Origin of the sequence: Peribacillus saganii (assembly GCF_003429095.1) — a bacterium.
Taxonomy (GTDB): domain Bacteria; phylum Bacillota; class Bacilli; order Bacillales; family DSM-1321; genus Peribacillus; species Peribacillus saganii.
The window spans coordinates 96,211-119,644 of record NZ_QVTE01000008.1; the positions used below are offsets into that span (position 1 = coordinate 96,211).

The window sequence follows — 23,434 nt, forward strand, 5'->3', positions numbered from 1 at the left end:
TTGAAACTCTTAACAGCTTTTTCGCGTCTAATATTATATAGGGGAATTTAAATTTTATTAAGCTGTTATTCATTTAAAAGCGTTCCACTGGATAGGAACATGAAAGGGTTTGACCAAAATCATTAGATTTTTGTTAACAATAGGCCTGCTAACGGCTTTCGTGTACGGAGTATTTTTTGTATATAAGAATTTTATTGAGCCCCCTGACCTTGATAATCTACCAAAGGTAACAGAGCTTCATCCAGAAGTTGCTGAAAAGAAAGATCTCCTCGTAAAAAGGGCAGCCGAACAGGGGATTACAATTTTGATTACATCAGATTTTAGGAGTATTGAAGAGCAAAATAAGCTTTACGAGAAGGGAAGGTCCCTTCCGGGGAATATTGTCACATATGCGCGCGGAGGTGAGTCGCTCCATAATTTCGGACTTGCCATCGACTTTGCCATTCTAATAAAAGAAGGGACAGCCAGCTGGGATATGAACCGGGATGGTAATGGAAATGGTAAGGCTGACTGGATGGAGGTCGTTTCGATTGCAAAGGAACTCGGCTTTGAATGGGGCGGTGATTGGAACGGCTTTAAGGATTACGCTCATTTGGAGATCAATTTCGGTTATTCGTTATGGGAGCTGCAAAAAGGACAATTGCCTTCAGGGCTAAAATAAGCCTGTACAATTATATGTACTTGCAAGCTGTTAGGGAAACGCTGTTTAACCTCCTTAATTTTGGAAATACTATTCTAAACAACTTAAGGAGGAAGGCATCATGTTTCGAAATTGTTATGCATGTATGGATCTTATTTTAGAAGAAGAAACATATATCAGGGAACAAGATGGATTGAAACTTTGCGGTAGCTGTTACGGGAAGTTTGATGGACTGGATGAGCTCCCGTTTGAACATAATGTATCCCAGTACAATTAAGTATGGAATTGCTGCAAAAGAAGCCTGTGAAATGGCTTCTTTTTTATTTAAAAAGTAAGATGAAGAAATTTCAAAAAGATGGAGAAAATAACAGAGACATACTACAATAGAAAATGGACAATTTTGTTGGGCGGTCAACCGGTTCGATCTAAAATAGCTGCCGGCTGCGCCCGGGAGGGCTATTTATGAAAAAAGAAATTCAGGTTTCTAATCGAAAACTGCTTGCTATAGCAGGGCTTGGTTGGCTATTCGATGCGATGGATGTAGGGATGCTTTCATTCATAATTGCAGCGCTCCAAAAGGATTGGGATCTGTCGGTCCAGCAAATGGGATGGATAGGCAGTGTAAATTCCATAGGAATGGCTGTAGGAGCCTTGATATTTGGGCTCATGGCTGACAGGGTCGGTCGTAAATCCGTTTTTATTATTACACTTTTGCTGTTTTCCATCGGAAGTGGGCTATCCGCACTCGCACCCAGTCTTGCTGTGCTGCTGATTTTGCGATTCATTATTGGAATGGGGCTTGGAGGGGAGCTTCCAGTAGCTTCGACACTGGTTTCTGAAAGTGTACCGGCAGATATGCGCGGAAGGGTGGTTGTACTTCTTGAAAGCTTTTGGGCAGGAGGCTGGCTGATTGCTGCACTTATTTCTTATTTTATCATACCGGATTACGGCTGGCGCACAGCCATGGTAATCAGCGCCATTCCCGCGATTTATGCGCTGTATTTACGCTGGAATTTGCCGGATTCAGCAAAGTTCATTTCCGTTACTAAAGAAAAGAAGCCTACCGTTTGGGCCAATATTGCCAGTGTATGGTCAAGAAAATATGTGCGCCAGACTGCGGTGCTATGGGTGCTATGGTTTTGTGTTGTCTTTTCCTACTATGGCATGTTTTTATGGCTTCCGAGTGTTATGGTTATGAAAGGCTTCAGTTTGATCAAGAGTTTTCAATATGTGCTGATTATGACACTGGCTCAGCTGCCAGGTTATTTTACGGCCGCATGGTTTATTGAAAAAATAGGCAGAAAATTCGTCCTTGTTACATATTTAACTGGCACGGCAGTAAGTGCCTACTTTTTTGGTTCTGCTGAGGGGCTTTCCATGCTTATTTTATCAGGAGTCTTCTTGTCATTCTTTAATCTCGGGGCCTGGGGAGCATTGTACGCGTACTCGCCTGAGCAGTACCCAACAGTAATTCGCGCAACTGGTACAGGTATGGCTGCTTCTTTCGGCCGCGTGGGCGGAATACTCGGCCCGCTCCTCGTTGGCTATTTAGTAGCACGCGAAACATCGATAACAACTATTTTTACGATTTTTACGGTTTCGATTATGATTGGAGCCATATGTGTTTTAATATGGGGTAAAGAGACGAAGAACCAGGAATTGGCTTAACTTTAATGGGGGGTATGAATCATGGAAGAAACAAAATTCTGCCGGGATTCCTTCGTTGTCAAAACAAGTATTGTTCTCCCGCCGGATACGAACAATCATGGAACAATGTTTGGCGGCAAGCTAATGGCTTATATCGATGATGTTGCGGCCATATCAGCTATGCGTCACGCCAGAAATTTTGTTGTAACAGCTTCGACAGATTCTGTTGATTTTCTGCATCCCATCAATGAAGGGGACGCGGTTTGCCTTGAGGCCTTTGTTACATATACTGGCAGAACTTCAATGGAAGTCTTAGTAAAGGTTATATCGGAAAACTTGCTTTCAGGAGATCGTCATGTTTGCGCGATATCCTTTCTGACATTTGTAGCAATCGATGAAACAGGGAGACCTACACCTATACCAAATGTCGTGCCGCAAACCGAGGTAGAAAAGAGTTTGTATGATTCTGCAAAAGAGAGAGCAGAAGCCCGTAAAAAGCGCCGAAGAGAGACAGACATGATGGCTAAAGCTTTTGGCTCGAGTCTGCCATGGTAGAGCCATTCTTTATCATATAGAAATGGAGGGACTTTAAAGTGGGGCTTTGCAATATTGACCATACGACTGAAGATGTAAAGAAAAAATATGAGTCGCAAAAAAGCTTCCTTCCCGATGCCTATTACTCTTACTTTGATCAATTTCTGCAGGAGGATAAGCCTCAGGAAGCACTGAATGAATTATTTCATCTGCTGAAAAAGTATGATCTCGTGACGGAGGAAGAACGAATTTCACGCAATAAGGAAATAGTTAAACTGCTGGATATAAAGTAAGCGGTATTTTCAACATATGCATAACAGGATAGAGGACTGTTGCTTGTATAAGCTTCAGTCCTTTTTAACGGTATATAATAGCAGTTGCTTTTTCAGGTGCATATGTTACTATTAATCTGCTTTAAATGCTGTAATGGGTTTTATGGTGCGAACATTAACGTTTTACTGCGGTAAATGGGAACTTGATTGAATTTATATAGTAAAGTATTAGACAATTGAGTAAGCGCTTTCATGATCATTTAATATAGTAATAGTACAAACTTGGTGACTTTGCATTTTTATAAAAAAGGAGCCCAACAAAATGAAGTATAGATCAGCATTTGATATTATTGGCCCTATTATGATAGGCCCGTCCAGCTCCCATACAGCAGGAGCGGCACGAATTGGCCGTATGGCGAGAACTTTATTCGGAAGGCAGCCAAAGAAAGCGGTCATTTCGCTTTATGGTTCATTTGCCAAGACGTTTAAAGGGCATGGGACAGACGTAGCGATTGTGGGAGGAATCCTTGATTTTGATACTTTCGACTTACGGATACCCAATTCACTGCAGCTTGCCAAAGAGGCGGGTATCGAGGTTATTTTTCAGATAGAAGATACTGTAACAGATCATCCGAATACAGTGAAGATACGGATTGAGGATGATAAAAAAGATTTAGAGGTAGTAGGGATATCCATCGGCGGTGGAACGATCGAAATTGTTGAGCTAAACTCATTCAAACTGCGGCTTTCAGGATCAAACCCGGCAATCCTTGTTGTCCATAACGACAGGGCCGGGCTCATTTCTGCGGTAACGAACATACTTGCCCAGCATGAAATAAATATCGGCCATATGGAAGTGTCCCGTAAAGATAAAGGGCAGATGGCTCTTATGGCGATTGAAGTAGACCAGCGTGTAGAAGATATCGTCATTGAAGAATTAAAAGCTTTAGAGCATGTAACGCAAATAATCGGGATGGTGGAATAGCAGGTTTTATGATTATAAGACAAAATCTCAAATAGGGAGGGTAAATATGCTTTTCCGCAATGTAGCAGAACTTGTAAAACTAGCAGAGAGCAGGAAAGTCAAAATTGCTGAAATAATGATTCAGCAGGAGATAGATTTTTCCGGTTTAGCCCGGGAACAGATTATAGAGAAGATGGATCGGAATTTAACAGTTATGGAGCAGGCGATCGAACGGGGACTGAGCGGTGTAAAATCTTTTTCAGGCTTAACGGGCGGGGATGCCGTGCTGCTTCAGAATTATATTAAAAGAGGTAAGACTTTATCAGGTGCAATCCTTCTGGACGCAGTAAGCAAAGCCGTGGCCACGAACGAAGTAAATGCTGCAATGGGTACTATCTGTGCTACACCGACAGCCGGGTCAGCTGGAGTTGTACCAGGCACTTTGTTTGCTGTTAAGGATGTTCTGATGCCCAGCAGACAGGAAATGATTGAGTTTTTGTTTACAGCGGCTGCCTTCGGATTTGTGGTTGCGAATAATGCCTCCATATCAGGAGCAGCGGGAGGCTGCCAGGCAGAGGTTGGTTCGGCAAGTGGTATGGCTGCTGCCTCGATTGTGGAAATGGCTGGAGGAACTCCAAAACAGTGTGCTGAAGCATTTGCCATTACGCTAAAAAATATGCTTGGACTCGTCTGTGACCCCGTCGCCGGGCTTGTAGAGGTTCCGTGCGTAAAAAGGAATGCAATGGGTGCTTCGAATGCCATGACAGCAGCTGATATGGCACTTGCGGGCATTACCAGCCGTATTCCATGTGATGAAGTTATCAGCGCCATGTACAAAATTGGCCAGAGTATGCCTTCAGCTCTTCGAGAAACGGGGCAGGGAGGCCTTGCAGCAACTCCAACTGGAAAAGCGCTGGAAGCGAAGATATTTGGTTCAGGGCTAAAGTAAATATGGATTATGAAAGCAGTAGATATTCATAAAAAATCTATTGCTTTTTCTTTGAGAAAATCTGTTAAACTTTCAGGTAGTAATAATGGAAATTGTTTTTCTGCTGGAAGGATAAATCATTATCCTTAACATACTGTTTACAGCAGGAATGAAAGAGATGACGGAGGTCGTTAGATGAGCATATTAGTTCTGGGTGGGGCCGGCTACATTGGCTCCCATGCGGTTTATCAATTAATTAACCAAAATTTCGAAGTAGCAGTTGTTGACAATTTGCAGACCGGGCATAAAAAGGCAATACATCCGAAAGCCGCTTTTTATCAAGGCGATATTCGTGACAAAGCATTTTTGCAGAAGGTTTTTGCGAGTGAACAGATCGAGGGAGTTATTCATTTTGCAGCAAACTCCCTGGTTGGAGAATCAATGGCAAAGCCGATTGAGTATTTTGATAACAATGTTTATGGGACACAAGTGCTTTTGGATGTAATGGTAGAAAACGGGGTAAAAAACATTGTATTTTCTTCCACAGCGGCGACTTATGGCGAACCGGAAGCAATGCCCATTACTGAAGAGGTTCCTACCGCTCCCACAAATGCCTATGGTGAAACAAAGCTGACTATGGAAAAAATGATGAAGTGGTGTGCCAGCGCCTATGATTTGAAGTATGTTTCATTGCGTTACTTTAATGTTGCTGGAGCAAAGCAAACAGGTGAAATCGGTGAAGACCATAATCCTGAAACTCACTTAATCCCTGTTGTTTTACAGGTTGCCCTTGGTCAGCGTGATTATATTTCCATTTTCGGAAATGATTATGACACAGAAGACGGAACCTGCATCCGGGATTACGTCCATGTAGAAGACCTGATTGAGGCTCATATTTTAGCCCTTCGTTATTTACAGAATGGAGGAGACAGCTCGATCTTCAATCTCGGCAGCAGCCAGGGCTTTTCAGTGAAGGAGATAGTTGAGGCTGCCCGAACTGTTACAAAGCATCCAATTCCGGCAAAAATAGCACATAGAAGGCAAGGGGATCCTAGCAGGTTAATCGCTTCTTCGGAAAAAGCAAAGCAAATGCTTGGCTGGAATCCGAGCCGCACATCCATTCATCAAATTATTAAGGATGCCTGGAACTGGCATCAAGAACATCCAAACGGTTACAACGATTAAGCAAGCTTTGTCCAAGTCCATTTGCGTCAATATTCAAGTTTTAATGGGAATGTATTTAAATTTTAATCAGCATCTTAATTGTTGTCATTGCAAGTATTATATTATACCTTCTTTCCGATTTGGATTAGTTTTCAGGCCTCTAATAAGGGGTATCTAAAAAATAACAATTCAAACGGGAGGTGGGTTTTGGTGAAGCTTGGAGATTGGTATGTAAAGCGTCAGCCCAAGTATAGAGCTTGGAAAAACAGCTGGAGAGGCCGAATTAATGCTGAGAACACCATGCTTTATATTATTCCTTCCATCGTTATGCTGGCGGCTCCAGTCATTTCGAATATTTAACAGATAATAAGTTTTGATTCCCTTGCATAGTCTAGTCCGGCAAGGGTTTTTTCATTCGGCCGGACTGTACCTTTTATCGGGCTATAGTTAATAGTATACTGAAGCAGTATACATATTCATCCATAAGTCACAATGGATGTAAATCATTATTAGAAGCAGGGAGGAAAGACGTATGGCTTCACCTATAAATGAACAATCTATCGTGAAATATATAACCGACCTAGTTTCGATCCCCAGTCCTTCTGGATATACAGAAGAGGCTATAACCTATACCTCTCAATTCATGAAAAAGACAGGGGTGCCATACAAGATTACAAACAAAGGTGCTTTACTTGCTACTTTAAAAGGAAACGATGACAGTAAGCATCGTTTCCTTACCGCCCATGTGGATACGCTGGGTGCGATGGTAAAGGAAATCAAAAGCAACGGGCGTTTGAAGCTTTCCATGATAGGCGGGTTCAGGTGGAATTCAGTTGAAGGAGAATACTGTAAAATTCACTGTGCCGATGGGGAAATTATTACAGGCACTATTTTAATCAACCAGACCTCAGTCCATGTTTATAAAAATGCTGGAGATGCAAAAAGAGATGAAACCACTATTGAAGTAAGGGTTGATGCTCGCGTGAATTCCAGGGAAGCAACAGAAGAGCTGGGCATATCCGTGGGTGACTTTGTTTCCTTTGAACCGAGGGTTGAGGTTTCAGAAACAGGGTTTATTAAATCGCGCCATTTGGATGACAAAGCCAGTGTGGGTATCCTGCTACATTTAATTGAAACCATTAAAAAGGAAAATATTAACCTGCCGTACACTACACATATTCTTATTTCCAACAATGAGGAGATCGGCTATGGAGGCAATTCAAACATCCCGGCCCAGACAGTTGAATATTTGGCTGTAGATATGGGAGCAATCGGTGAAGGGCAAGCTACAGATGAATACAGCGTTTCGATTTGTGCAAAAGATTCAAGCGGTCCATACAATTTAAAAATCCGCCAGCATTTAGTGAATCTTGCGAAACAGCATGGTGTGGATTACCGTGTTGACATCTATCCATACTATGGTTCGGATGCTTCTGCAGCCATCAAAGCTGGTTATGATGTGATCCATGGCTTGATTGGCCCAGGAATTGATGCTTCACATGCATTCGAAAGGACCCATATCACTGCATTAAAGCATACGGCAGATCTATTATTCCATTATGTACAGTCTGAGATGGTGAAATAGCGGCGGTGAAGGAATCGTCCGGCTTGATTGTGCCTGAAGAAAGAAATTTCCGAATCGCTTTGTGAAATAATAATACATTTCATTGGTCCGAAACCTTTGAAAAACCAAAAAAATTTTTAGTCAAAGAGCACAAACGCTGATTTAAAATGAAATTTTCAGCTAGACAAAAAACCCTGCATTGGCAGGGTTTTTGTCCCGATATGAATTCCGGCGTCGCCACAGGACAAGGACTGCTTCGGCGCGATACATTGCAAGAAACAGAGCGGCCGCTTTGTGAGGAAGTGGCGAACTTAGCCGTTTTTCCTTTGAAGGACGCTGCTTTTCTAAATTATTTTGAAGCTGATTTGTCTTGATCATTTTTATCTGGATCCCTTTGCGGGCTGATATCTTGGTTATGTTCTTCCTTTTTTTTCTGCTCCAATGAATCGTTATTTGACTGGTTCTGCCTATTTTCCATGCTAACTCCTCCTTTATTATGTTTATCGTATACATACCCGTTAACATTCTGTAAAAACGTCCAATAAGGGAGCCAATTATTGGACTTTGTACAATTTTTTTTAAAAAGGCACTCCTTTGAAAATATGGAGTTTTATACCTTTTTGATGCTGAATATTATATAATAATAAGCAAAATGCTTTTCATAATTACTAGGAGGTTTTACATATGCTATCAACTCCAGTAGGGCGTCTTCGATTTATGGGATTTGTGGAGGGTGGCTCGCTATTGGTACTGTTATTTCTTGCGATGCCTTTGAAGTATTTTTGGGATATTCCTGAAGCAGTAAGGCTTGTTGGCTCGCTGCATGGCTTCTTCTTTATTGCCTACCTTTTTGTAATTGCTTATGTCACTTTTAAAGTTCGGTGGTCTTTCATTTGGGTAATAAGTTCAGTAGCGGTCGCCTTTATCCCATTCGGCAACTTTTTCCTGGATACAAGGCTTCGTCACATGGAGAAATAAGCAGCCTGCAGCAGATATGTTTGTACATTTAAGCTCTGTCCAACAAATGGACGGGGCTTTTTCTATCTAATGTAAGAGTGAAAACGAATGTATATAACAGGTTGAAGCATACTACAAGGTATGTATTATTGGTACCAGCAAAACGGGCTATCGAAATAAAGAAAGCGGAGTAAATAAAATAAACTCTGTATGCCCATCAAAGGGTTTTAGAGAATGGAAATACAGGGTAAAGTACTACTGTTTTGGTTTTAAACATCCTACAAGTAAAGGTGAGCAAATTGTCATGAATCCAGGTGAGTTATTGATTATTGGAGGGGCTGAAGAAAAATGTGTAGATGGGGATGTCCTAAACGTTTTTTTTGAGCTATCCAAAAAAAATCAAGGCGGTATTGGCATCTTGCCAACAGCAAGCAAGATTCCAGACGAGGTTAGTTCAGTTTATGTAAAAACATTCAACAAGCTTGGAACAGAGAGGGTTATCGTTCTTGACGTTGATTCCAGAGACCGAGCAGATGCTTCCGATATAGTTGAGACGGTTTCCAGCCTATCAGCGGTATTTATTACCGGAGGCGACCAAAGCCGGTTAGCCGAAATTATTGGCGGCACCAAGCTTTATAGCATTTTACATGAAAAATGGAAGGCCGGTATGGTTATTGCGGGTACAAGTGCCGGTGCATCGATTATGGCAAGGCAGATGATCGTTGCGGCAAGCATGAAACAGGATGATGATAAATTGGATATTGAAATGGGAACCGGTTTTGGTTTTCTTGACAATTTAATTATCGATCAGCATTTTTCCCAGCGTGCCAGGTTTGATCGGCTATTAAGTGCAATTGCCGAAAATCCTGAAATTATAGGGATTGGGATTGATGAAAATACCGCTATTTTAGTTAAGGACGGAGTATTTGAAGTGATTGGAGAACATCAGGTTCTTGTAATAGATGGTAAAAGCAATGAATTTATTGAAATTAAAGAAGCCGAAAATGGCAGTGAAGAGCTTACAATTTCCGGGTTCCATTTGCATACGCTTACGCACGGCTATAGCTTTGATCTTTCAAACCGGAAGATAATACTCAAAAAGGAGAACGGGAAATGAAGATTAACCGTGTAAGGTATTTGAAGGGGCCAAACTATTTCAGCTATAAGCCTTCTATATGGATTGAACTGGACATAGAAGAGCTCGAATATCAGCCCTCCGATAAAATTCCAAGTTTCACGGAAAAGCTATTGAAAATTATGCCTACGCTAAAAAAGCATACATGCTCTACTGGATATGAGGGCGGTTTTGTTGAGCGCCTGTACGAGGGCACGTGGATGGGGCATATTTTGGAGCACATGGCCATCGAACTTCAAGTACTCGCCGGCATACAAGTAAACCGGGGAAAGACCATAACTGGAAGCAAGCCTGGAATTTATTATATTGCTTACGATTATAAAGAGCCAAAATCTGCATATTATGCTTTTGAAGCTGCCATGGAAATAGTAATGTCCCTGTTGACTGACCGGAAGTTATCCACCATTCAGCCTGCTGTCGATAAAATAGCCCAGCTTTATTATGAAAATAAACTTGGGCCAAGCACGGAGGCTATTTATGAGGCCGCCCTTAGATTAAAGATACCTGCAGAACGTGTAGGCACAGATAGCCTTGTGCGTTTGGGGATAGGTTCCAGGCAAAAATTTGTCCAGGCGACAATCAGCAGCCAGACATCTATTCTTGCTGTAGAAAATTCATGCTGTAAGCAGGCCACAAAAACAATTTTAGAAAGCTGCGGCGTTCCTGTTCCAATTGGAGAAAAAGTGTCAACTTTGGAAGAGATTTTTGAAGCTGCTGAAGAACTGGGTTTCCCGCTCGTCTTAAAGCCTTCAAATGGAAGACAGGGAGAGGGCGTTATAACTAATATTAAAAACAAAGAAGAGCTTTTTAATGTTGCTCATTGTTTGGACCAGCATGTTGAATCATTTATTATTGAAAGACATTATGAAGGGAACGATTACCGTTTAACGATCGTTGATGGAAAAATGGTGGCTGCCAGCCTTCGAGTCCCTCCATTTGTTATTGGAAATGGAGAAGATTCCATTCGAAGCCTTATTGAAGAGGAAAATAAAAATCCCCTTAGAGGCAATGACCATGAAAAACCAATGTCAAAAATACCGTTAAACCACACTGTGACCTGTTATTTAGAAAAGCTGGACTTAACGCTAAACTCGATTCCTGACAAGGGACAAGTTATCCAGGTGGTTGGGAACGCCAACCTATCCACCGGAGGAAAGGCTTTAGATGTGACAGACCAGGTACATCCGACAATTAAAAATATAGCGATTACGGCTGCAAAGGCAATCGGACTCGATATTGCAGGGATAGATCTAATTTGTAAGGATATTTCCAAGCCTTATCACAGGGATTCTGTAGCTGTCATAGAAGTTAATGCAGCACCTGGAATTAGGATGCATCATTATCCAAGTGAAGGAAAAAAGCGTGATGTCGGGAAAGCGATCGTGGAGTATTTATTTAAAAGCAGGGAAGAAGCGGCTATCCCGGTAGTTGCAATAACCGGAACAAATGGAAAAACGACCACCACTCGTTTGGTGAACTTTTTTTTATCTGAAGATAATGTCACGGTCGGCATGACCAACTCAGACGGAGTATACATTAACAGCCTTCCAATTGATCAAGGTGATTGCAGCGGACCAATTTCCGCACGAAAGATCCTTAGTAATCCAGCCGTGGATTATGCCGTTCTGGAAACAGCAAGAGGTGGAATCCTCCGGGAAGGATTGGCTTTTGATTATTGTGATATAGGAATTGTCACGAATGTAGCAGAGGACCATCTTGGCACGGATGGAATCGATACATTTGAACAACTTGTAAAGCTGAAAAGGCTGATTCCTGAGGTTGTCCATGAAAACGGTTACTGTGTTTTAAACGCAGATGACGCGGAAGTGGCCAAAATGGCGGGTTATACAAAGGGAATAGTTATTTATACTTCACAGAATGAACATAATATCTATCTTCGCCAAGCTTTGCAGTCAGGCAAATCAGCATGGTATGCTGACCAAAACGGATGGATTGTCTTTGCTGCAGGCGGGATTAGGCAGAGATTTTTGCCTGCTCGGGATATTCCGGTTACCATCAACGGATCTGCCAAGCATAATATATCAAATTTGCTGCAGGCTTTGGCAGCGGCTCACTCACTGGGTATTCCGTTTGAGCGGCTAAAAGAAAAGGCTATGGCCTTTTTACCGGATACAACTTTATCCAAAGGCCGCTTTAATGTAAGAGAGATGAATGGCAGGAGGATTGTGGTGGATTATGCCCATAACGCATCCGGTATGGAAGCGATTTATGATACACTACTATCTTTTAATAAAAACAGACTATTCACGGTTGTAGCCGGTCCAGGTGACCGCAAGGATGAAGAAATAGTTAATATGGCAAAGATGGCCGCACAACAATCGGATATTCTGATTATTAAAGAGGATGACGACCTAAGGGGAAGGGACCCATATGAAGTTCCTTCGATCATGCACCAGGCAGCCATCGATACGGGAAATATGAGAAATGACAGTGTTATCATCATCCGTGATGAGCTGAAAGCCTTTCAATTTGCATGGGAAAAATCTCAGCCAGGAGACCTTCTCTTATTTTTGTATACCGATTTTAACTATGTGACCCAATTTTTTGAACGATTTTCATCGGATAAAAAGTTGGGCAGCAGAAAAATATAATTCCTACACAATAAGTCCCCCGTTGGTAAGCATAACAGCGGGGGACTTATTGGATATTGGAGATCGATAGGGCTTGCATTTGATTCCAGGAAAGTGTAATTACATAATAGTGCAAAATTTGACACGATCAGTATTTAGTATTCCTTTGATATTAAACCAACTAAAAGCTAGAGGTGTAATCGGCTGGTTGAATTAAGCAATTTAAGACAACAATTTTTCAGCATTATAATATCACAAATGGAAAAAGCTATTAGAGAGGATTGAGTCTATTTTAATAATTGACATCAAGAGAAAAATCGCAAATTAGAGGAGCTGCTATTTGCCGGGAAATTTTTGTCCACGGGAATAGTGAAAGGGAGTTACCAATATGGAATTATCCAATTTGATATATTGCTTACATGATTGTACTGAAACCATCCCGTCTATCCCGAATAGGCTGATTTCCGGTATAGAGATAAACTCTCAGAAAGTGAGAGAAGGCTATATATTTGTAGCAATCAACGGGTACAGTACAGATGGTCATAACTTCATTAACGACGCCATCGAGAAAGGCGCTTCTCTAATAATTGGAGAGAAAAAATTAAATCCCCCTGTTCCATATATTAAAGTTAATGACAGCCGAAAGGCCGCCGCTAAATTGGCCTCCACGTTTTACGGGAATCCATCAAGAAAGCATAAGATTATCGGAATTACTGGAACAAATGGGAAAACAACAGTTTCCTACATGCTCAGGCATATTCTAAATTCTGCTGGACTTTCGTGTTCCCTGCTTGGAACAGTTTCCTATATCATAAATGGAGAACATCATCAGTCAACCCATACAACACCAGATGCGGTCCAGCTGCAGAAATTGCTTGCTGAGAGTAATGATGAATTCGTTGTTTTGGAGATTTCATCTCATGCACTTGAACAATCAAGGGTGGAGAATCTGGAAGTCGATTTGGCGCTTTTTACGAATCTCAGCCATGAGCACCTCGACTATCACCATAGTATGGAAAACTATTTTGCCTCAAAATCCAAACTATTTCAGTATCTAAAACAGGATGGAAAAGCGGTAATTAATCGGCTTGATGTCTGGGGAGAAAAACTTGCCAGGCGATTAAAGGAAGAATTGGCCAATGTGATTACAGTTGGCCGGTTAAAGGATGATCATTTAGTAATTGACAAAATCAACGTAAAAAACAAAACGGAGTGCAGCCTTTTAGACCATGAGGGGAACTATTCAATGAGCCTGCCCTTTCCAGGTGAGCATAATGTCTATAATGCATCCATGGCTTTTGCAACAGCGAAACAGCTCGGCATTCCAGCTGTAAATATTATTCAGGCACTTGAATCATTCCCGGGTGTACCTGGCCGGTTTGAAATGTTTCCACATCCTGCGGGCGCTACGTTTGTGGTGGATTATGCCCACACTGAGGATGCCATTGAATATTGTTTGAAAACGGCGAAGAATCTTGGTGCAGAGCAAGTGACCCATATTTTTGGATTTCGGGGGGACCGTGATACTACCAAACGAGAACATATGGTACAGGCATCTGCCCGGAACAGTGATAGGCGGATACTTACGCTCGATGACCTGAATGGTGTCCCGCAAGAAGAGATGATAGAACAATTGGAGGCATTATGCCGAGTTATAGATAGCGAAAATAGCGAGATAATCTATGATCGAACACTTGCCATCCGTAAGGCTTGGAAAACTGCTTCTCCCGGAGAGTGGGTACTGGTGACAGGTAAAGGTCGAGAACCTTATAAACAGGCGTTTACACTACCTTCCCTTTCTGATAAAGACACTTTGTCATTTTTATTTTCGGAAACTGGACAGGGAAACGAGCCAATTGAAGGCAGTACCGCAGACAATCATCAAACTGGATAGGAAGAGACCTTTGCTAAGGTCTCTTTTTTTATATTGGAAAAGGTTTAAGAGCGCCTAATTACGGATAAAAAGAAGGCGTACCCTAAAAAAGGAGTGAAGGAAAAAATGGAACATTCTAATCAATCCGGCAACTCTCAAGCTGAAGAAAAAGTCGAGCAGCAGCTATCAGGCATGGGTCAAGAGAAGAAAGATGAAATATTATCGAGCTTCGATACGTTTAAATCCTATCTGGGGGAAAAGGTGTCCAAAGGTGAAAGTCTGGGCATGAATGAAGAGCAGCTGGCCAAAACTGCCCAAAAGGTAGCAGATTATCTTGCCGCTCATGAAGAACCTCGTAATCGGGAAGAAAAGCTTCTCCAAGAACTCTGGAAATCAGGAAATGAAGAGCAGCAGCACATGCTGGCTCATATGCTTGTAAAAATGGTTCATTAAGAGTCTATTTAGCTGAAAACCCGCTGCCAAAGCAAAAATCATGGCAGCGGGTTTTTTCTATAAAAGATAAGAAAGCAACTTTTTGAACAAGTACAGAATCAGCCAACAAAACTAAATAAAGATTTTAACAGCTTGTTATATAACTTTTTGATACTGACAGGCACCATTCCGCATGAGTCCACATATTTTAAAGGGAACTCATGACGTGAGGTGAGGAACATGCAAGATTACTGGCAGCAATATTATATGTTTCCATTTGATGACGAAGACAATCAGCTTGATCAGCAACAAATCCCGGGGGGAGGGTATTTCCAGCCGCCGCAATTTCCTGGCGAAGGATTTTTCCCTCAGCCAAATAGGCAGCAATTTCCGGGCGGAGGACCTTTCCAGCCGCCAGGTCAGCCTCCATTCCAAGGTGGGGGACCAGGTTCCCAGCAGCAGGGTGCAGGAAGTCCGCCATCTGGACCACCTCCGCAATTTGTTCCACAAATGAGCACTGCTCAAGGAGCACAGGTGTTTGCGGTGGATCCAGGTTCGATGCGAGGGTGTTTATACCGTTACACCTATGTATGGCTCAATACCGGAAACTCATTTTGGTTTTTTCCGACCTTCATTGGCCGAAATTCGGTCGCCGGATGGCGCTGGAGACAACGGGCTAACCGCTGGGTTTATTTTGGAATTGATACACGGCAAATCCGTTCGTTTCAATGTTTTTAAGGAAGACCTTCAAAAACATGCTAAAGCAGGATTGTACTCGATTGTTGCGATGCAATCCTGCTTTTTTGTGTTTGAAAGCAAAATTAAGTTCTCAGTTAGTAGGCTAAAAAAGGTCAGGATAATCAGTTGTGATGCCATCAAGGTCATAGGATAACAATTTAGCCACCTGTTTTTTATCATTTACTGTCCAGGTGAAAACTTTCATTCCCTTTGAATGAATTCTTTCAATCAAGTTTGGTGTTATCATAGAACGTTTAGGATTTACAAAAGCGGCATATGACGACACCTCGTTAAGGAACGAGTCTGAAATTCCTTTTGGGTTGTACCTCACAATGATTCCAATAGGGATTTCTGGTAGAAGGGCATGGAACCTTTTGATAGTTTCTTTGTCAAACGACTGGACAAGAATGCCAGCAAATTTCTCTGAGTCCCATTTTCTTTTCAAAAGCTCATCCGCTAACTTTAGTTCAATACCCGGGGAAAGGTGCGGGTTTTTTAATTCAATGATCAAGCCTGTGTCAGGTAAGGAAATATCAAGAACTTCACTCAACAGAGGGATATATTCATTGGAAAAATTCGGATGGAACCAGCTCCCCGCATCAAGCAGGAATAGCTCCTCGTATGTATAATCCCTAATTTCCCCCTTGCCATTTGTCGTCCTGTCAACGGTTGGGTCATGGAAAACGACAATTTGGCCATCCTTTGATAATTGTATATCCAATTCAATAAAATCAACTTTTAGCTCGATCGCCTTCTTAAAGGAGGAAAGAGTGTTTTCCGGACGATAGCCTGATGCACCTCTGTGTCCGATTTTTAGCACAGCTTGTTTTCGGCGCAGTGGGACCTCATAGGCAGGAGCTTGGTTTCGGAAAAGTAGTATTAGGACACTTAGAAATATTGCTACTGCAACAATTACAAGTATGAAAGCCATTTCCTTCTCCTTTTCTTTATATAAAAAATGCATTTTTATTCTCTATGGCCTTCTATTTTGGAAGGTCCATTTCATTGTAAGAATCATCTGTATTCAAGTCAAACCCGATTTCGTAAGCAGGAAGACCATGTTTTTTTCATTAATTTTTTCAAGGATGCTCCTTTTCCTTTCCTTTGGTTTATATAACAGGTGAAAGGAGGTGAACGAAACATGGCAACTCAATCACTAATGACAAGTACCTTAAGAATTGATTTTGAAAACGGGATGAATGAAAAGGGAGAGCCAATTATTAAACGCAAAGCTTTCTCAAACATTCAATCTGGTGTAACAGCTGACCAGTTGCTTCAGGCAGCACAGGCTCTTGCTTCCCTGCAAGTACACCCTGTCATCGCAATTATCCGCCAGGATGCAATGAACATTACTGCTTAATTTAATTAGCAGTGAAACAGAGAAGGGAGGTGAGTGAAAATGGCAAAAACACTCGAATTGATTTTTGTAACGGAGGAAGGCAAAACATCTGCCATCTCCATTGAGGATCCAAAGGAGCCAGTTAATATCGCTGACGTAAAAATGGCGATGGAGCAAGTGGTTGCTGCACAAGCTTTTACGACGCAAACAGGCGGCCTGGCTTCAGTAAAAGGGGCAAGGGTAATAGAGCGGAACGTGACTGATTACGAAGTGAAATAACATCACGGCTTACATTGGAAGGCAGGCAGCGAAGAATTTACGCGGTCTGCCTCCCTAATTTTCTAAGGAATGAGGTGGAAGAATGGATCAGCTTCTTCCGTTCGTAAGCGAGGTAGGCTTTCCGATTATTGTCACTCTTTATTTGCTTCATAGAATTGAAGCAAAACTGGATGCATTGAATGAAAGCATTTTAAGCCTCCCGAACCGGCTGGCAGAAGAACCGGGAAACCGCATGAATGTTTCATAGGAAAAAGCAAGAGGCCGTCCGGATGGATGGTCTTTTTGGCGGATAGGAAAGCATAAATATGAAACCCAATTTCCATCCGCATAAAGCAGAACACAGACTAAGTGCGCTACATCGTGTGACAACTTCTGTATGACCCACATCTTCAATAAGCTATGACTTTGTTTCGGACGATGTATCGTTGACGAAGTTTCCCTATCCTGTTTTCCTAAACTACGCCTCTATATTCGCCTTTTTAAGGCTAGCCAATCAGCGACGTTCTATAATGTTGGATCAAAATATCTTTCGCCTCAAAGGTAGTGGCAAGCTTCGACACAGCTCACAACATGAAGGCACTTTTTATGAAATGCCCAGCTTTCTGATTTACACCGTTTAGCCCCATAAGATCAGGTTCACCACATAGTTTCTTTGTGAAAAAACGGTAAACATGCAGGGTTTTCTAGTACTCTATGGAATTATCTAAGAATAAGCTAACATAAAAAGGGTGGGGCACATATGCAGGCGCAACAAAAAAAACAAACCGTTAAGCCAAAGGGGAATCTAGCGTTATTTTTTTCCTTGCCTATACTTTCATGGGCGCTTTATGATTCTGCCAACACTATTTTCTCTTCAAATATCAATACAATCTTTTTCCCTTTTTACTTACAGGAAGTTGTCGGGGAAAATGAGGTTCTTGATCAAATAGCAAGTACATTTATATCATATGCCAATGCAGTCGCGAGCTTTTTCCTTGTTATTTTTTCACCTCTGTTTGGCGTTATGATGGACAAGACAGGGCAAAAGAAAAAATATATCATTCCGTTTACTTTGATTGCGGTGGCGGGAACCTTTTTAATGGGTATGTTTGGCGGGATGGAGCTTGAGCAAGAGATATTTGGATTGCCGCTTTCCCTAGCTTTGGTCATCCTGATGTTTGTGATATCAAAGTTTTTTTATCATTCCAGTCTCGTTTTTTATGATGCAATGATCAGCGATCTTGCCGCAAAAGATAATCTGCCTTTAATCTCCGGTTTCGGAGTGGCGGTTGGCTATATTGGTACGCTTATAGGGCTGTCCGTATACCCATTTATCGGTGACAACGGCTTCCATACCGCATTCATTCCTACTGCCCTGCTATTCCTGGTGCTTTCACTGCCTTTATTCTTTTTAGTAAAAGACAGGCCGAAACCACAGCATTCAAAGCAATCTTTTATTTCCGGATACAAGGAAATATATTCTACTTTTAAGGAAGTGCGCTCATATAAATCAGTATTTACGTTTATGATCGCTTATTTTTTCCTAAACGATGCTCTCGCCACAACTATCGCCATGATGGCGATATATGCAACAGCGGTTGTTGGATTTTCATCAGGTGATTTTATCCTGCTCTATTTGGTTTCTACTGTATCAAGCATCGTTGGTTCCTTCCTGTTTGGCTATGTGACGAAAGTGAAGGGTGCTAAAAAATCAGTTACCTATGTAGGAGTTCTTTTGCTTGTAGCTCTTGCTGCAGCGGTATTCGGACCGAGCACCGAATGGTTCTGGGGTGCGGGAAGTTTATTTGGGGTAGCACTTGGTTCCATGTGGGTCACCTCGAGGACATTAATAGTGAAATTAACGCCAGAAGAAAAAAGGGGCCAGTTTTTTGGTCTGTTTGCTTTCTCGGGTAAGGTATCTTCCATAATTGGCCCGTTTATTTATGGAAGTATTACATTGCTGTTTGCTGACTTAGGTGATACTGCAAGCAGGATGGCCTTAGGTTCCTTGATGATCCTCACGCTGATTGGCCTGCTTGTTCACAGAAGAGTACAAATAGTTGAATAGAAACTAAAGGGCAGGAGCTAAATCCTGCTCTTTTTTCACACCCAGGTTAACTCAGCTTTTTAATAGGCTGATGGTCCTGGACAATATGCAAGCAATAGTAAAAAATATTCAATATTCTAAAAATTTAGCCTTTTCATTTGCATTCGATCTGTATATTTTCTATTTTTAACGTGTATAACAACAAATAGATTAGAAGGAGGTAACAAATGAATAAAAGAATTTGTACCATCTTATCACTTCTTTTTAGTTTATTGATTGTAATTGGGACTTTTCCAGTAACAGGCTTGGCCATAACTGATGCACATAGCCAAAAAGGGCAGCCAAAGAACCGTCAACTCAGCTATGACGCATACAAGGAAGTCGATGTCGGAAAGGATGGGATGGTGGCAACAGCTCATCCGCTTGCATCAGAAATAGGGGCTGAAGTGCTGAAAAAGGGCGGAAACGCAATTGATGCATCGGTTGCCATTCAATTTGCTCTAAATGTGACAGAACCAATGATGTCAGGGATTGGCGGAGGCGGCTTTATGATGGTCCATGATGGAAAAACAAAAAAGATTACCATCATTAACAGCCGTGAACGGGCACCGCAGGGAGCAAGACCGGACATGTTTTTAGATGAAAAGGGTGTGCCCATTCCATTTGAAAAGCGCTACACAACAGGTAATGCAGTTGGAGTGCCTGGAACGTTAAAAGGACTGGAAAATGCATTAAAGCTGTGGGGAACACGCCCGATGAAGGAGTTGATTTCCCCGTCGATACAGCTGGCTGAAAAAGGATTTCCAATTGATTCTGTATTGGCAAAATCAATTGAAGATAATAAGGCAGTATTGGCAAATACGGATGCTAAAAAAGTCTTTTTGCCAAACGGGAAACCGCTTAAAGAGGGGGACCGCCTCGTTCAAAAGGATCTGGCAAAAACCTTTAAGCTCATTCGGTCAAGTGGATCCGGGGTTTTTTATAAAGGGGAAATCGGAAAAGCCATTGCCAAGGTTGTTCAGAATAAGGGCGGCACTATGACTGAGCAGGATTTGGCCCGATATCAGGTGACAAAGGACCAGCCAATATGGGGCAGCTATCAAGGGTATGACATAGCCACAATGCCTCCGCCAAGCTCAGGTGGTGTGTTTATGCTGCAAATGTTAAAAATCCTGGATGAATTTAATTTATCGCAGTACCCTGTTCGTTCTCCACAGAAATACCATCTCCTTGCAGAAGCGATGCATCTGGCTTATGCCGATAGGGCCGCATATGCGGGTGATCCTGAATTCGTCGAGGTTCCGGTAAAAGGACTGCTGAATCCGGAATATATTAAGAAACGGCAGCAATTGATTTCTATAAATCAAATGAACACCGATGTCAAGGCAGGGGATCCTTGGAAGTATGAAAATAAACAAAGCTCGAAAAATACAGTAAAACAGCCTGACGATAGAAAGATCGGAGAGACAACGCATTTTACAGTAGCCGATAAATGGGGAAATGTTGTATCCTATACAACCACGATTGAGCAGGTATTCGGTTCCGGGATCATTGTTCCAGGATACGGGATTATGCTAAATAACGAATTAACTGATTTCGACGCTATACCGGGCGGTGCTAATGAAGTGCAGCCAAACAAAAGGCCACTTAGCAGCATGACTCCAACAATTGTTTACAAGGATGGCAAACCAGTCCTTACTGTCGGCTCACCTGGGGGACCGACAATCATAACCTCCGTTATGCAAACGATCTTAAATATTGCAGAGTATAAAATGGGAACAAAGCTTGCGGTCGAAGAACCAAGGATTTACTCAAATAGTGTAAATTCCTACCGTTATGAAGAGGGCATTCCAGCTGAAACACTTGCGCAATTAAAGGAAATGGGCCATAATTTCGGTCCTTCAACTGTGGATATTGGAAACGTCCAGAGTATCGAGATAAATTACAATAGGGGATATTTCAAGGGTGTAGCGGATTCAAGCCGAAACGGTGCGGCCATAGGAGTCACTTTGAAGGAAAAACGGTATAAACATAAATAAACCAACAAAAACAGGATCCGCCAAGGATTGAAATGGCAAGCCGGAGCAGGGCGCAAACGATTTGCGCCCTGCTTTGATTTTTTGCGTCTATTTCAGGATTGGATTGCGGAGTATCCTGCTGCCATTGTCGTTGTATTAGAACTATCAAGCTGGAAAAAGAGTCGCGCAATTTACCTATAGCCGAAGGTAATTCCTTAAACGTTATTAAGAATAAACGGAAATATAAAAAGGATGTTACTACGAGAGTAACATCCTAACATGCTTTGAATTTAATTTTTGCGAATTATAATTTCACAACGTTTTTAGCTTGAGGTCCACGGTTGCCTTCTTCGATTTCAAATTCAACTTCTTGACCTTCGTCAAGAGTTTTGAAACCTTCACCTTGGATAGCAGAGAAATGTACGAATACGTCGTTACCGTCTGGAACTTCGATGAATCCAAAACCTTTTTCGCTGTTGAACCATTTTACTTTACCTGTTACTGTCATTCGAGAAATCCTCCTAAAAATTAACCAAAAATTAATGCGTTTATTTTACTTTCCAAAAAGAAAATAGAAATTCACACATTAGCAAGCATCATAGGTTTGAAACAAAGCCTTTGGTGTTTGATAATGGGTAAATACCTTATTTATAAGGGACTTCTTACAATAAAGTATAATATATACATTTAAAAATAACAACAAAAATGGTGGAAATATACATTAATTATATAACCTTTGCAGAAGCGTAATAAACCTTCTAAAAAGAGACGAAGTTCAAATAAAAAGCTGTAAACAAGTCTGTTTTGCTTAACCGTGAACGGGTATAGAAGATAAAGACATATAAATTGAAACACGAAAGGTTGTGACAGCATGAATAACAAATTATTGAAAAGGTTGGCTATGATGGCTTTGCCGTTTGTTGTAAAAAGAGCCAAAGATTATTTTCAGCGCCGCAGCAGTACGAAAAAAATGATTCACTAACCGAAATCGGACATACCAAAAAAGCGGCTGACTTCGCACGCCGCTTTTTTGGTTATTACAGAGGTTAAATGTTGTTACGGGAAACTGGGAATTTTTTAACTGCCCCTCATAAACTTCAGTTAATTTTTCTTAATATATTCAAATAAAAATGATTGCCCATTGCGATAGAAACGCGGGTCATAAATGCCTAATTGCTTTTCGTCGTCAACAACTACGACAAATGGGGACCATTCATAAAGGGTCCTTGCTTCCGGCCGCTTTGCAAACAACTCCTCCAAATCAGCATCCTCTTTCGACTCGAGCGAATATTCCAATTTAGGTTTCATAAAGATATTATCACTATAAATGTGTACTTGGCTATCTGTTTTATCGATAATCTGAAAATGCCACGGAATAAAGCTGGCTGAAAGGGCCACTTGGTTATTTTCCGTTTTATACTGCTCATAGAGAAAATATCCTTGTATGGATTGCAGGGTCACATGTACAATCATGAATACCCAGGCGAGCCTATAATTATGAGGCGCCTTCCCAGGGTTTTTCCGTGAAGCAAAAAAAGCAATCCCAATTATAGTCCAGAAAACAAAATCAATAATTGAGATCGTTCCGAAGGTGATTCTGGTGTTCAAAAAAGGCTCAAGAAAACCTGTTCCCCACGCGTTGAACAAATCACTTGTATTATGGATGGCTACCCCAATCAGTGCTAACCAGAAGATTTTCCGATCTTTATAACGGAAAAGAGCCCAAATGATTAAAAAGAATAAGAGAGCCCAAAATGGTGCAAGAAAAATCGAGTGTGTAATACCGCGATGCCACATCTGGTACTGTCCCTCTGTATCCCACAGCTGTGAAACAACATCGATATCGGGTATCTGGCTTGCACCGATCGCAGTTATAAAGAATGCCTGTTTTTGAGATTTACTGAAATTTTGTTTATCTAATGAGCCATAAAGAGCTGCTCCAAATAAAGTGTGAGTAATGGTATCCAAAATATCCTCCTAATTGTGTAAAGTGTCAAAAATGCTATCACCTGAATAACTTCGGGGGGGAAGTAGCCAGGAAAGAAGTCTGTATGATATATTTCTTGGCAGACAGTAAAGTAAAAGTTTTCCTAAATTAACTGTTTACTGTGCTAAATATCGGTAAAATCAGTATTCCTGTAAATATCCAGGGACCAGCATGTTCTGTTCCAGCCTTTTAACATCAGCCGGGAATTTTTCCGTGGCGCCATCTGTAAAAATTGGTACAGAAAAATAATAGCACAACTATACAGTACACTGTGTATTTGAGTTATAATGTAAGGTGGCTTAATCCGATGTGATGTACAATACCCATATAAAATATTGTAAAATGA

General features: G+C 41.5%; 25 protein-coding genes. 21 read left to right on the forward strand and 4 right to left on the reverse strand.

The window, feature by feature from the left end; genetic code table 11:
- Positions 1-109 precede the first annotated feature (109 nt).
- The 10 genes from D0469_RS03165 to D0469_RS03200 all read left to right on the forward strand — a co-directional run bounded on the left by D0469_RS03165 (position 110) and on the right by D0469_RS03200 (position 7,734).
- A complete protein-coding gene (locus D0469_RS03165; protein WP_117325189.1) occupies positions 110-661 on the forward strand; it encodes a M15 family metallopeptidase in 552 nt (183 codons plus the stop codon).
- Between the two features lie 100 nt (positions 662-761).
- Positions 762-917 (forward strand): hypothetical protein, encoded by a 156-nt coding sequence (locus D0469_RS20925; RefSeq protein WP_158553333.1) that lies wholly within the window; start codon positions 762-764, stop codon positions 915-917.
- A gap of 185 nt (positions 918-1,102) precedes the next feature.
- Positions 1,103-2,308, forward strand: a complete 1,206-nt coding sequence (locus D0469_RS03170) for an MFS transporter (RefSeq protein WP_117325190.1) — start codon at positions 1,103-1,105, stop codon at positions 2,306-2,308.
- Positions 2,309-2,329: 21 nt separating this feature from the next.
- Positions 2,330-2,842 carry an acyl-CoA thioesterase gene (locus D0469_RS03175; RefSeq protein WP_117325191.1) on the forward strand — a complete coding sequence of 171 codons (513 nt, stop codon included), beginning with the start codon at positions 2,330-2,332 and terminating at the stop codon, positions 2,840-2,842.
- 38 nt (positions 2,843-2,880) lie between these two features.
- Positions 2,881-3,114, forward strand: a complete 234-nt coding sequence (locus tag D0469_RS03180) for a group-specific protein (protein WP_117325192.1) — start codon at positions 2,881-2,883, stop codon at positions 3,112-3,114.
- A 301-nt stretch (positions 3,115-3,415) separates the two neighbouring features.
- Complete coding sequence (gene sdaAB / locus D0469_RS03185) at positions 3,416-4,078, forward strand: L-serine ammonia-lyase, iron-sulfur-dependent subunit beta (protein WP_117325193.1); 663 nt, start codon at positions 3,416-3,418, stop codon at positions 4,076-4,078.
- 46 nt (positions 4,079-4,124) lie between these two features.
- Positions 4,125-5,006, forward strand: coding sequence for an L-serine ammonia-lyase, iron-sulfur-dependent, subunit alpha (gene sdaAA / locus D0469_RS03190; RefSeq protein ID WP_117325194.1), 882 nt, complete (start codon positions 4,125-4,127; stop codon positions 5,004-5,006).
- Between the two features lie 174 nt (positions 5,007-5,180).
- Complete coding sequence (gene galE, locus D0469_RS03195) at positions 5,181-6,170, forward strand: UDP-glucose 4-epimerase GalE (RefSeq protein ID WP_117325195.1); 990 nt, start codon at positions 5,181-5,183, stop codon at positions 6,168-6,170.
- Between the two features lie 189 nt (positions 6,171-6,359).
- Complete coding sequence (locus tag D0469_RS20930) at positions 6,360-6,509, forward strand: hypothetical protein (RefSeq protein WP_158553334.1); 150 nt, start codon at positions 6,360-6,362, stop codon at positions 6,507-6,509.
- 172 nt (positions 6,510-6,681) lie between these two features.
- Positions 6,682-7,734, forward strand: coding sequence for a M42 family metallopeptidase (locus tag D0469_RS03200; RefSeq protein WP_117325196.1), 1,053 nt, complete (start codon positions 6,682-6,684; stop codon positions 7,732-7,734).
- A gap of 328 nt (positions 7,735-8,062) precedes the next feature.
- Here D0469_RS03200 and D0469_RS03210 read toward each other — a convergent pair whose 3' ends face one another.
- Complete coding sequence (locus tag D0469_RS03210; protein ID WP_117325198.1) at positions 8,063-8,191, reverse strand: 3-methyladenine DNA glycosylase; 129 nt, start codon at positions 8,189-8,191, stop codon at positions 8,063-8,065.
- 206 nt (positions 8,192-8,397) lie between these two features.
- Here D0469_RS03210 and D0469_RS03215 point away from each other — a divergent pair, with 206 nt between their 5' ends.
- The 6 genes from D0469_RS03215 (at position 8,398) to D0469_RS03240 (ending at position 15,439) form a co-directional block, all read left to right on the forward strand.
- On the forward strand, positions 8,398-8,691 hold the full coding sequence (locus D0469_RS03215) for a DUF3817 domain-containing protein (RefSeq protein WP_117325199.1): 294 nt from the start codon (positions 8,398-8,400) through the stop codon (positions 8,689-8,691).
- Between the two features lie 283 nt (positions 8,692-8,974).
- On the forward strand, positions 8,975-9,787 hold the full coding sequence (locus D0469_RS03220) for a cyanophycinase (RefSeq protein WP_117325200.1): 813 nt from the start codon (positions 8,975-8,977) through the stop codon (positions 9,785-9,787).
- Positions 9,784-12,417, forward strand: coding sequence for a cyanophycin synthetase (gene cphA, locus D0469_RS03225; RefSeq protein ID WP_117325201.1), 2,634 nt, complete (start codon positions 9,784-9,786; stop codon positions 12,415-12,417). Before D0469_RS03220 ends, cphA begins: the two co-directional genes overlap by 4 nt.
- Before the next feature lie 367 nt (positions 12,418-12,784).
- Entirely contained in the window at positions 12,785-14,290 is a 1,506-nt protein-coding gene (locus D0469_RS03230) for a UDP-N-acetylmuramoyl-L-alanyl-D-glutamate--2,6-diaminopimelate ligase (protein WP_117325202.1), read from the forward strand.
- A gap of 171 nt (positions 14,291-14,461) precedes the next feature.
- The gene (locus tag D0469_RS03235; RefSeq protein ID WP_407675724.1) at positions 14,462-14,722 is read left to right on the forward strand and encodes a DUF3243 domain-containing protein; all 261 of its coding nucleotides are present in this window, start codon (positions 14,462-14,464) and stop codon (positions 14,720-14,722) included.
- 219 nt (positions 14,723-14,941) lie between these two features.
- Positions 14,942-15,439 carry a hypothetical protein gene (locus D0469_RS03240; protein ID WP_233522922.1) on the forward strand — a complete coding sequence of 166 codons (498 nt, stop codon included), beginning with the start codon at positions 14,942-14,944 and terminating at the stop codon, positions 15,437-15,439.
- Between the two features lie 103 nt (positions 15,440-15,542).
- On the opposite strand, the gene D0469_RS03245 is transcribed toward D0469_RS03240, so the two are convergent.
- The gene (locus D0469_RS03245) at positions 15,543-16,370 is read right to left on the reverse strand and encodes a glycerophosphodiester phosphodiesterase (RefSeq protein ID WP_158553335.1); all 828 of its coding nucleotides are present in this window, start codon (positions 16,368-16,370) and stop codon (positions 15,543-15,545) included.
- Positions 16,371-16,580: 210 nt separating this feature from the next.
- On the opposite strand from D0469_RS03245, the gene D0469_RS03250 reads away from it, so the two are divergent.
- The 5 genes from D0469_RS03250 to ggt all read left to right on the forward strand — a co-directional run bounded on the left by D0469_RS03250 (position 16,581) and on the right by ggt (position 21,122).
- Positions 16,581-16,799, forward strand: a complete 219-nt coding sequence (locus tag D0469_RS03250; RefSeq protein ID WP_117325205.1) for a DUF1659 domain-containing protein — start codon at positions 16,581-16,583, stop codon at positions 16,797-16,799.
- Positions 16,800-16,838: 39 nt separating this feature from the next.
- Entirely contained in the window at positions 16,839-17,057 is a 219-nt protein-coding gene (locus D0469_RS03255) for a DUF2922 domain-containing protein (RefSeq protein WP_117325206.1), read from the forward strand.
- Positions 17,058-17,139: 82 nt separating this feature from the next.
- On the forward strand, positions 17,140-17,304 hold the full coding sequence (locus D0469_RS03260; RefSeq protein WP_117325207.1) for a YvrJ family protein: 165 nt from the start codon (positions 17,140-17,142) through the stop codon (positions 17,302-17,304).
- Positions 17,305-17,796: 492 nt separating this feature from the next.
- The gene (locus tag D0469_RS03265; protein ID WP_117325208.1) at positions 17,797-19,104 is read left to right on the forward strand and encodes an MFS transporter; all 1,308 of its coding nucleotides are present in this window, start codon (positions 17,797-17,799) and stop codon (positions 19,102-19,104) included.
- A 206-nt stretch (positions 19,105-19,310) separates the two neighbouring features.
- The gene (gene ggt / locus D0469_RS03270) at positions 19,311-21,122 is read left to right on the forward strand and encodes a gamma-glutamyltransferase (RefSeq protein ID WP_117325209.1); all 1,812 of its coding nucleotides are present in this window, start codon (positions 19,311-19,313) and stop codon (positions 21,120-21,122) included.
- Positions 21,123-21,405: 283 nt separating this feature from the next.
- Here ggt and D0469_RS03275 read toward each other — a convergent pair whose 3' ends face one another.
- Both D0469_RS03275 and D0469_RS03280 read right to left on the reverse strand, forming a co-directional pair.
- On the reverse strand, positions 21,406-21,609 hold the full coding sequence (locus D0469_RS03275) for a cold-shock protein (protein ID WP_117325210.1): 204 nt from the start codon (positions 21,607-21,609) through the stop codon (positions 21,406-21,408).
- Between the two features lie 593 nt (positions 21,610-22,202).
- Positions 22,203-23,069 (reverse strand): metal-dependent hydrolase, encoded by an 867-nt coding sequence (locus tag D0469_RS03280; protein ID WP_117325211.1) that lies wholly within the window; start codon positions 23,067-23,069, stop codon positions 22,203-22,205.
- Between the last annotated feature and the right edge of the window lie 365 nt (positions 23,070-23,434).

Excerpts from the sequence above, each read along its gene's own strand:
- D0469_RS20925 (WP_158553333.1), top strand. The coding sequence starts at position 762 with ATGTTTCGAAATTGTTATGCATGTATGGATCTTATTTTAGAAGAAGAA.
- D0469_RS03170 (WP_117325190.1), top strand. The coding sequence starts at position 1,103 with ATGAAAAAAGAAATTCAGGTTTCTAATCGAAAACTGCTTGCTATAGCA.
- D0469_RS03175 (WP_117325191.1), top strand. The coding sequence starts at position 2,330 with ATGGAAGAAACAAAATTCTGCCGGGATTCCTTCGTTGTCAAAACAAGT.
- sdaAB (WP_117325193.1), top strand. The coding sequence starts at position 3,416 with ATGAAGTATAGATCAGCATTTGATATTATTGGCCCTATTATGATAGGC.
- sdaAA (WP_117325194.1), top strand. The coding sequence starts at position 4,125 with ATGCTTTTCCGCAATGTAGCAGAACTTGTAAAACTAGCAGAGAGCAGG.
- galE (WP_117325195.1), top strand. The coding sequence starts at position 5,181 with ATGAGCATATTAGTTCTGGGTGGGGCCGGCTACATTGGCTCCCATGCG.
- D0469_RS03200 (WP_117325196.1), top strand. The coding sequence starts at position 6,682 with ATGGCTTCACCTATAAATGAACAATCTATCGTGAAATATATAACCGAC.
- D0469_RS03210 (WP_117325198.1), bottom strand. The coding sequence starts at position 8,191 with ATGGAAAATAGGCAGAACCAGTCAAATAACGATTCATTGGAGCAGAAA.
- D0469_RS03215 (WP_117325199.1), top strand. The coding sequence starts at position 8,398 with ATGCTATCAACTCCAGTAGGGCGTCTTCGATTTATGGGATTTGTGGAG.
- D0469_RS03220 (WP_117325200.1), top strand. The coding sequence starts at position 8,975 with ATGAATCCAGGTGAGTTATTGATTATTGGAGGGGCTGAAGAAAAATGT.
- cphA (WP_117325201.1), top strand. The coding sequence starts at position 9,784 with ATGAAGATTAACCGTGTAAGGTATTTGAAGGGGCCAAACTATTTCAGC.
- D0469_RS03230 (WP_117325202.1), top strand. The coding sequence starts at position 12,785 with ATGGAATTATCCAATTTGATATATTGCTTACATGATTGTACTGAAACC.
- D0469_RS03235 (WP_407675724.1), top strand. The coding sequence starts at position 14,462 with ATGGGTCAAGAGAAGAAAGATGAAATATTATCGAGCTTCGATACGTTT.
- D0469_RS03240 (WP_233522922.1), top strand. The coding sequence starts at position 14,942 with ATGCAAGATTACTGGCAGCAATATTATATGTTTCCATTTGATGACGAA.
- D0469_RS03245 (WP_158553335.1), bottom strand. The coding sequence starts at position 16,370 with ATGGCTTTCATACTTGTAATTGTTGCAGTAGCAATATTTCTAAGTGTC.
- D0469_RS03250 (WP_117325205.1), top strand. The coding sequence starts at position 16,581 with ATGGCAACTCAATCACTAATGACAAGTACCTTAAGAATTGATTTTGAA.
- D0469_RS03255 (WP_117325206.1), top strand. The coding sequence starts at position 16,839 with ATGGCAAAAACACTCGAATTGATTTTTGTAACGGAGGAAGGCAAAACA.
- D0469_RS03260 (WP_117325207.1), top strand. The coding sequence starts at position 17,140 with ATGGATCAGCTTCTTCCGTTCGTAAGCGAGGTAGGCTTTCCGATTATT.
- D0469_RS03265 (WP_117325208.1), top strand. The coding sequence starts at position 17,797 with ATGCAGGCGCAACAAAAAAAACAAACCGTTAAGCCAAAGGGGAATCTA.
- ggt (WP_117325209.1), top strand. The coding sequence starts at position 19,311 with ATGAATAAAAGAATTTGTACCATCTTATCACTTCTTTTTAGTTTATTG.
- D0469_RS03275 (WP_117325210.1), bottom strand. The coding sequence starts at position 21,609 with ATGACAGTAACAGGTAAAGTAAAATGGTTCAACAGCGAAAAAGGTTTT.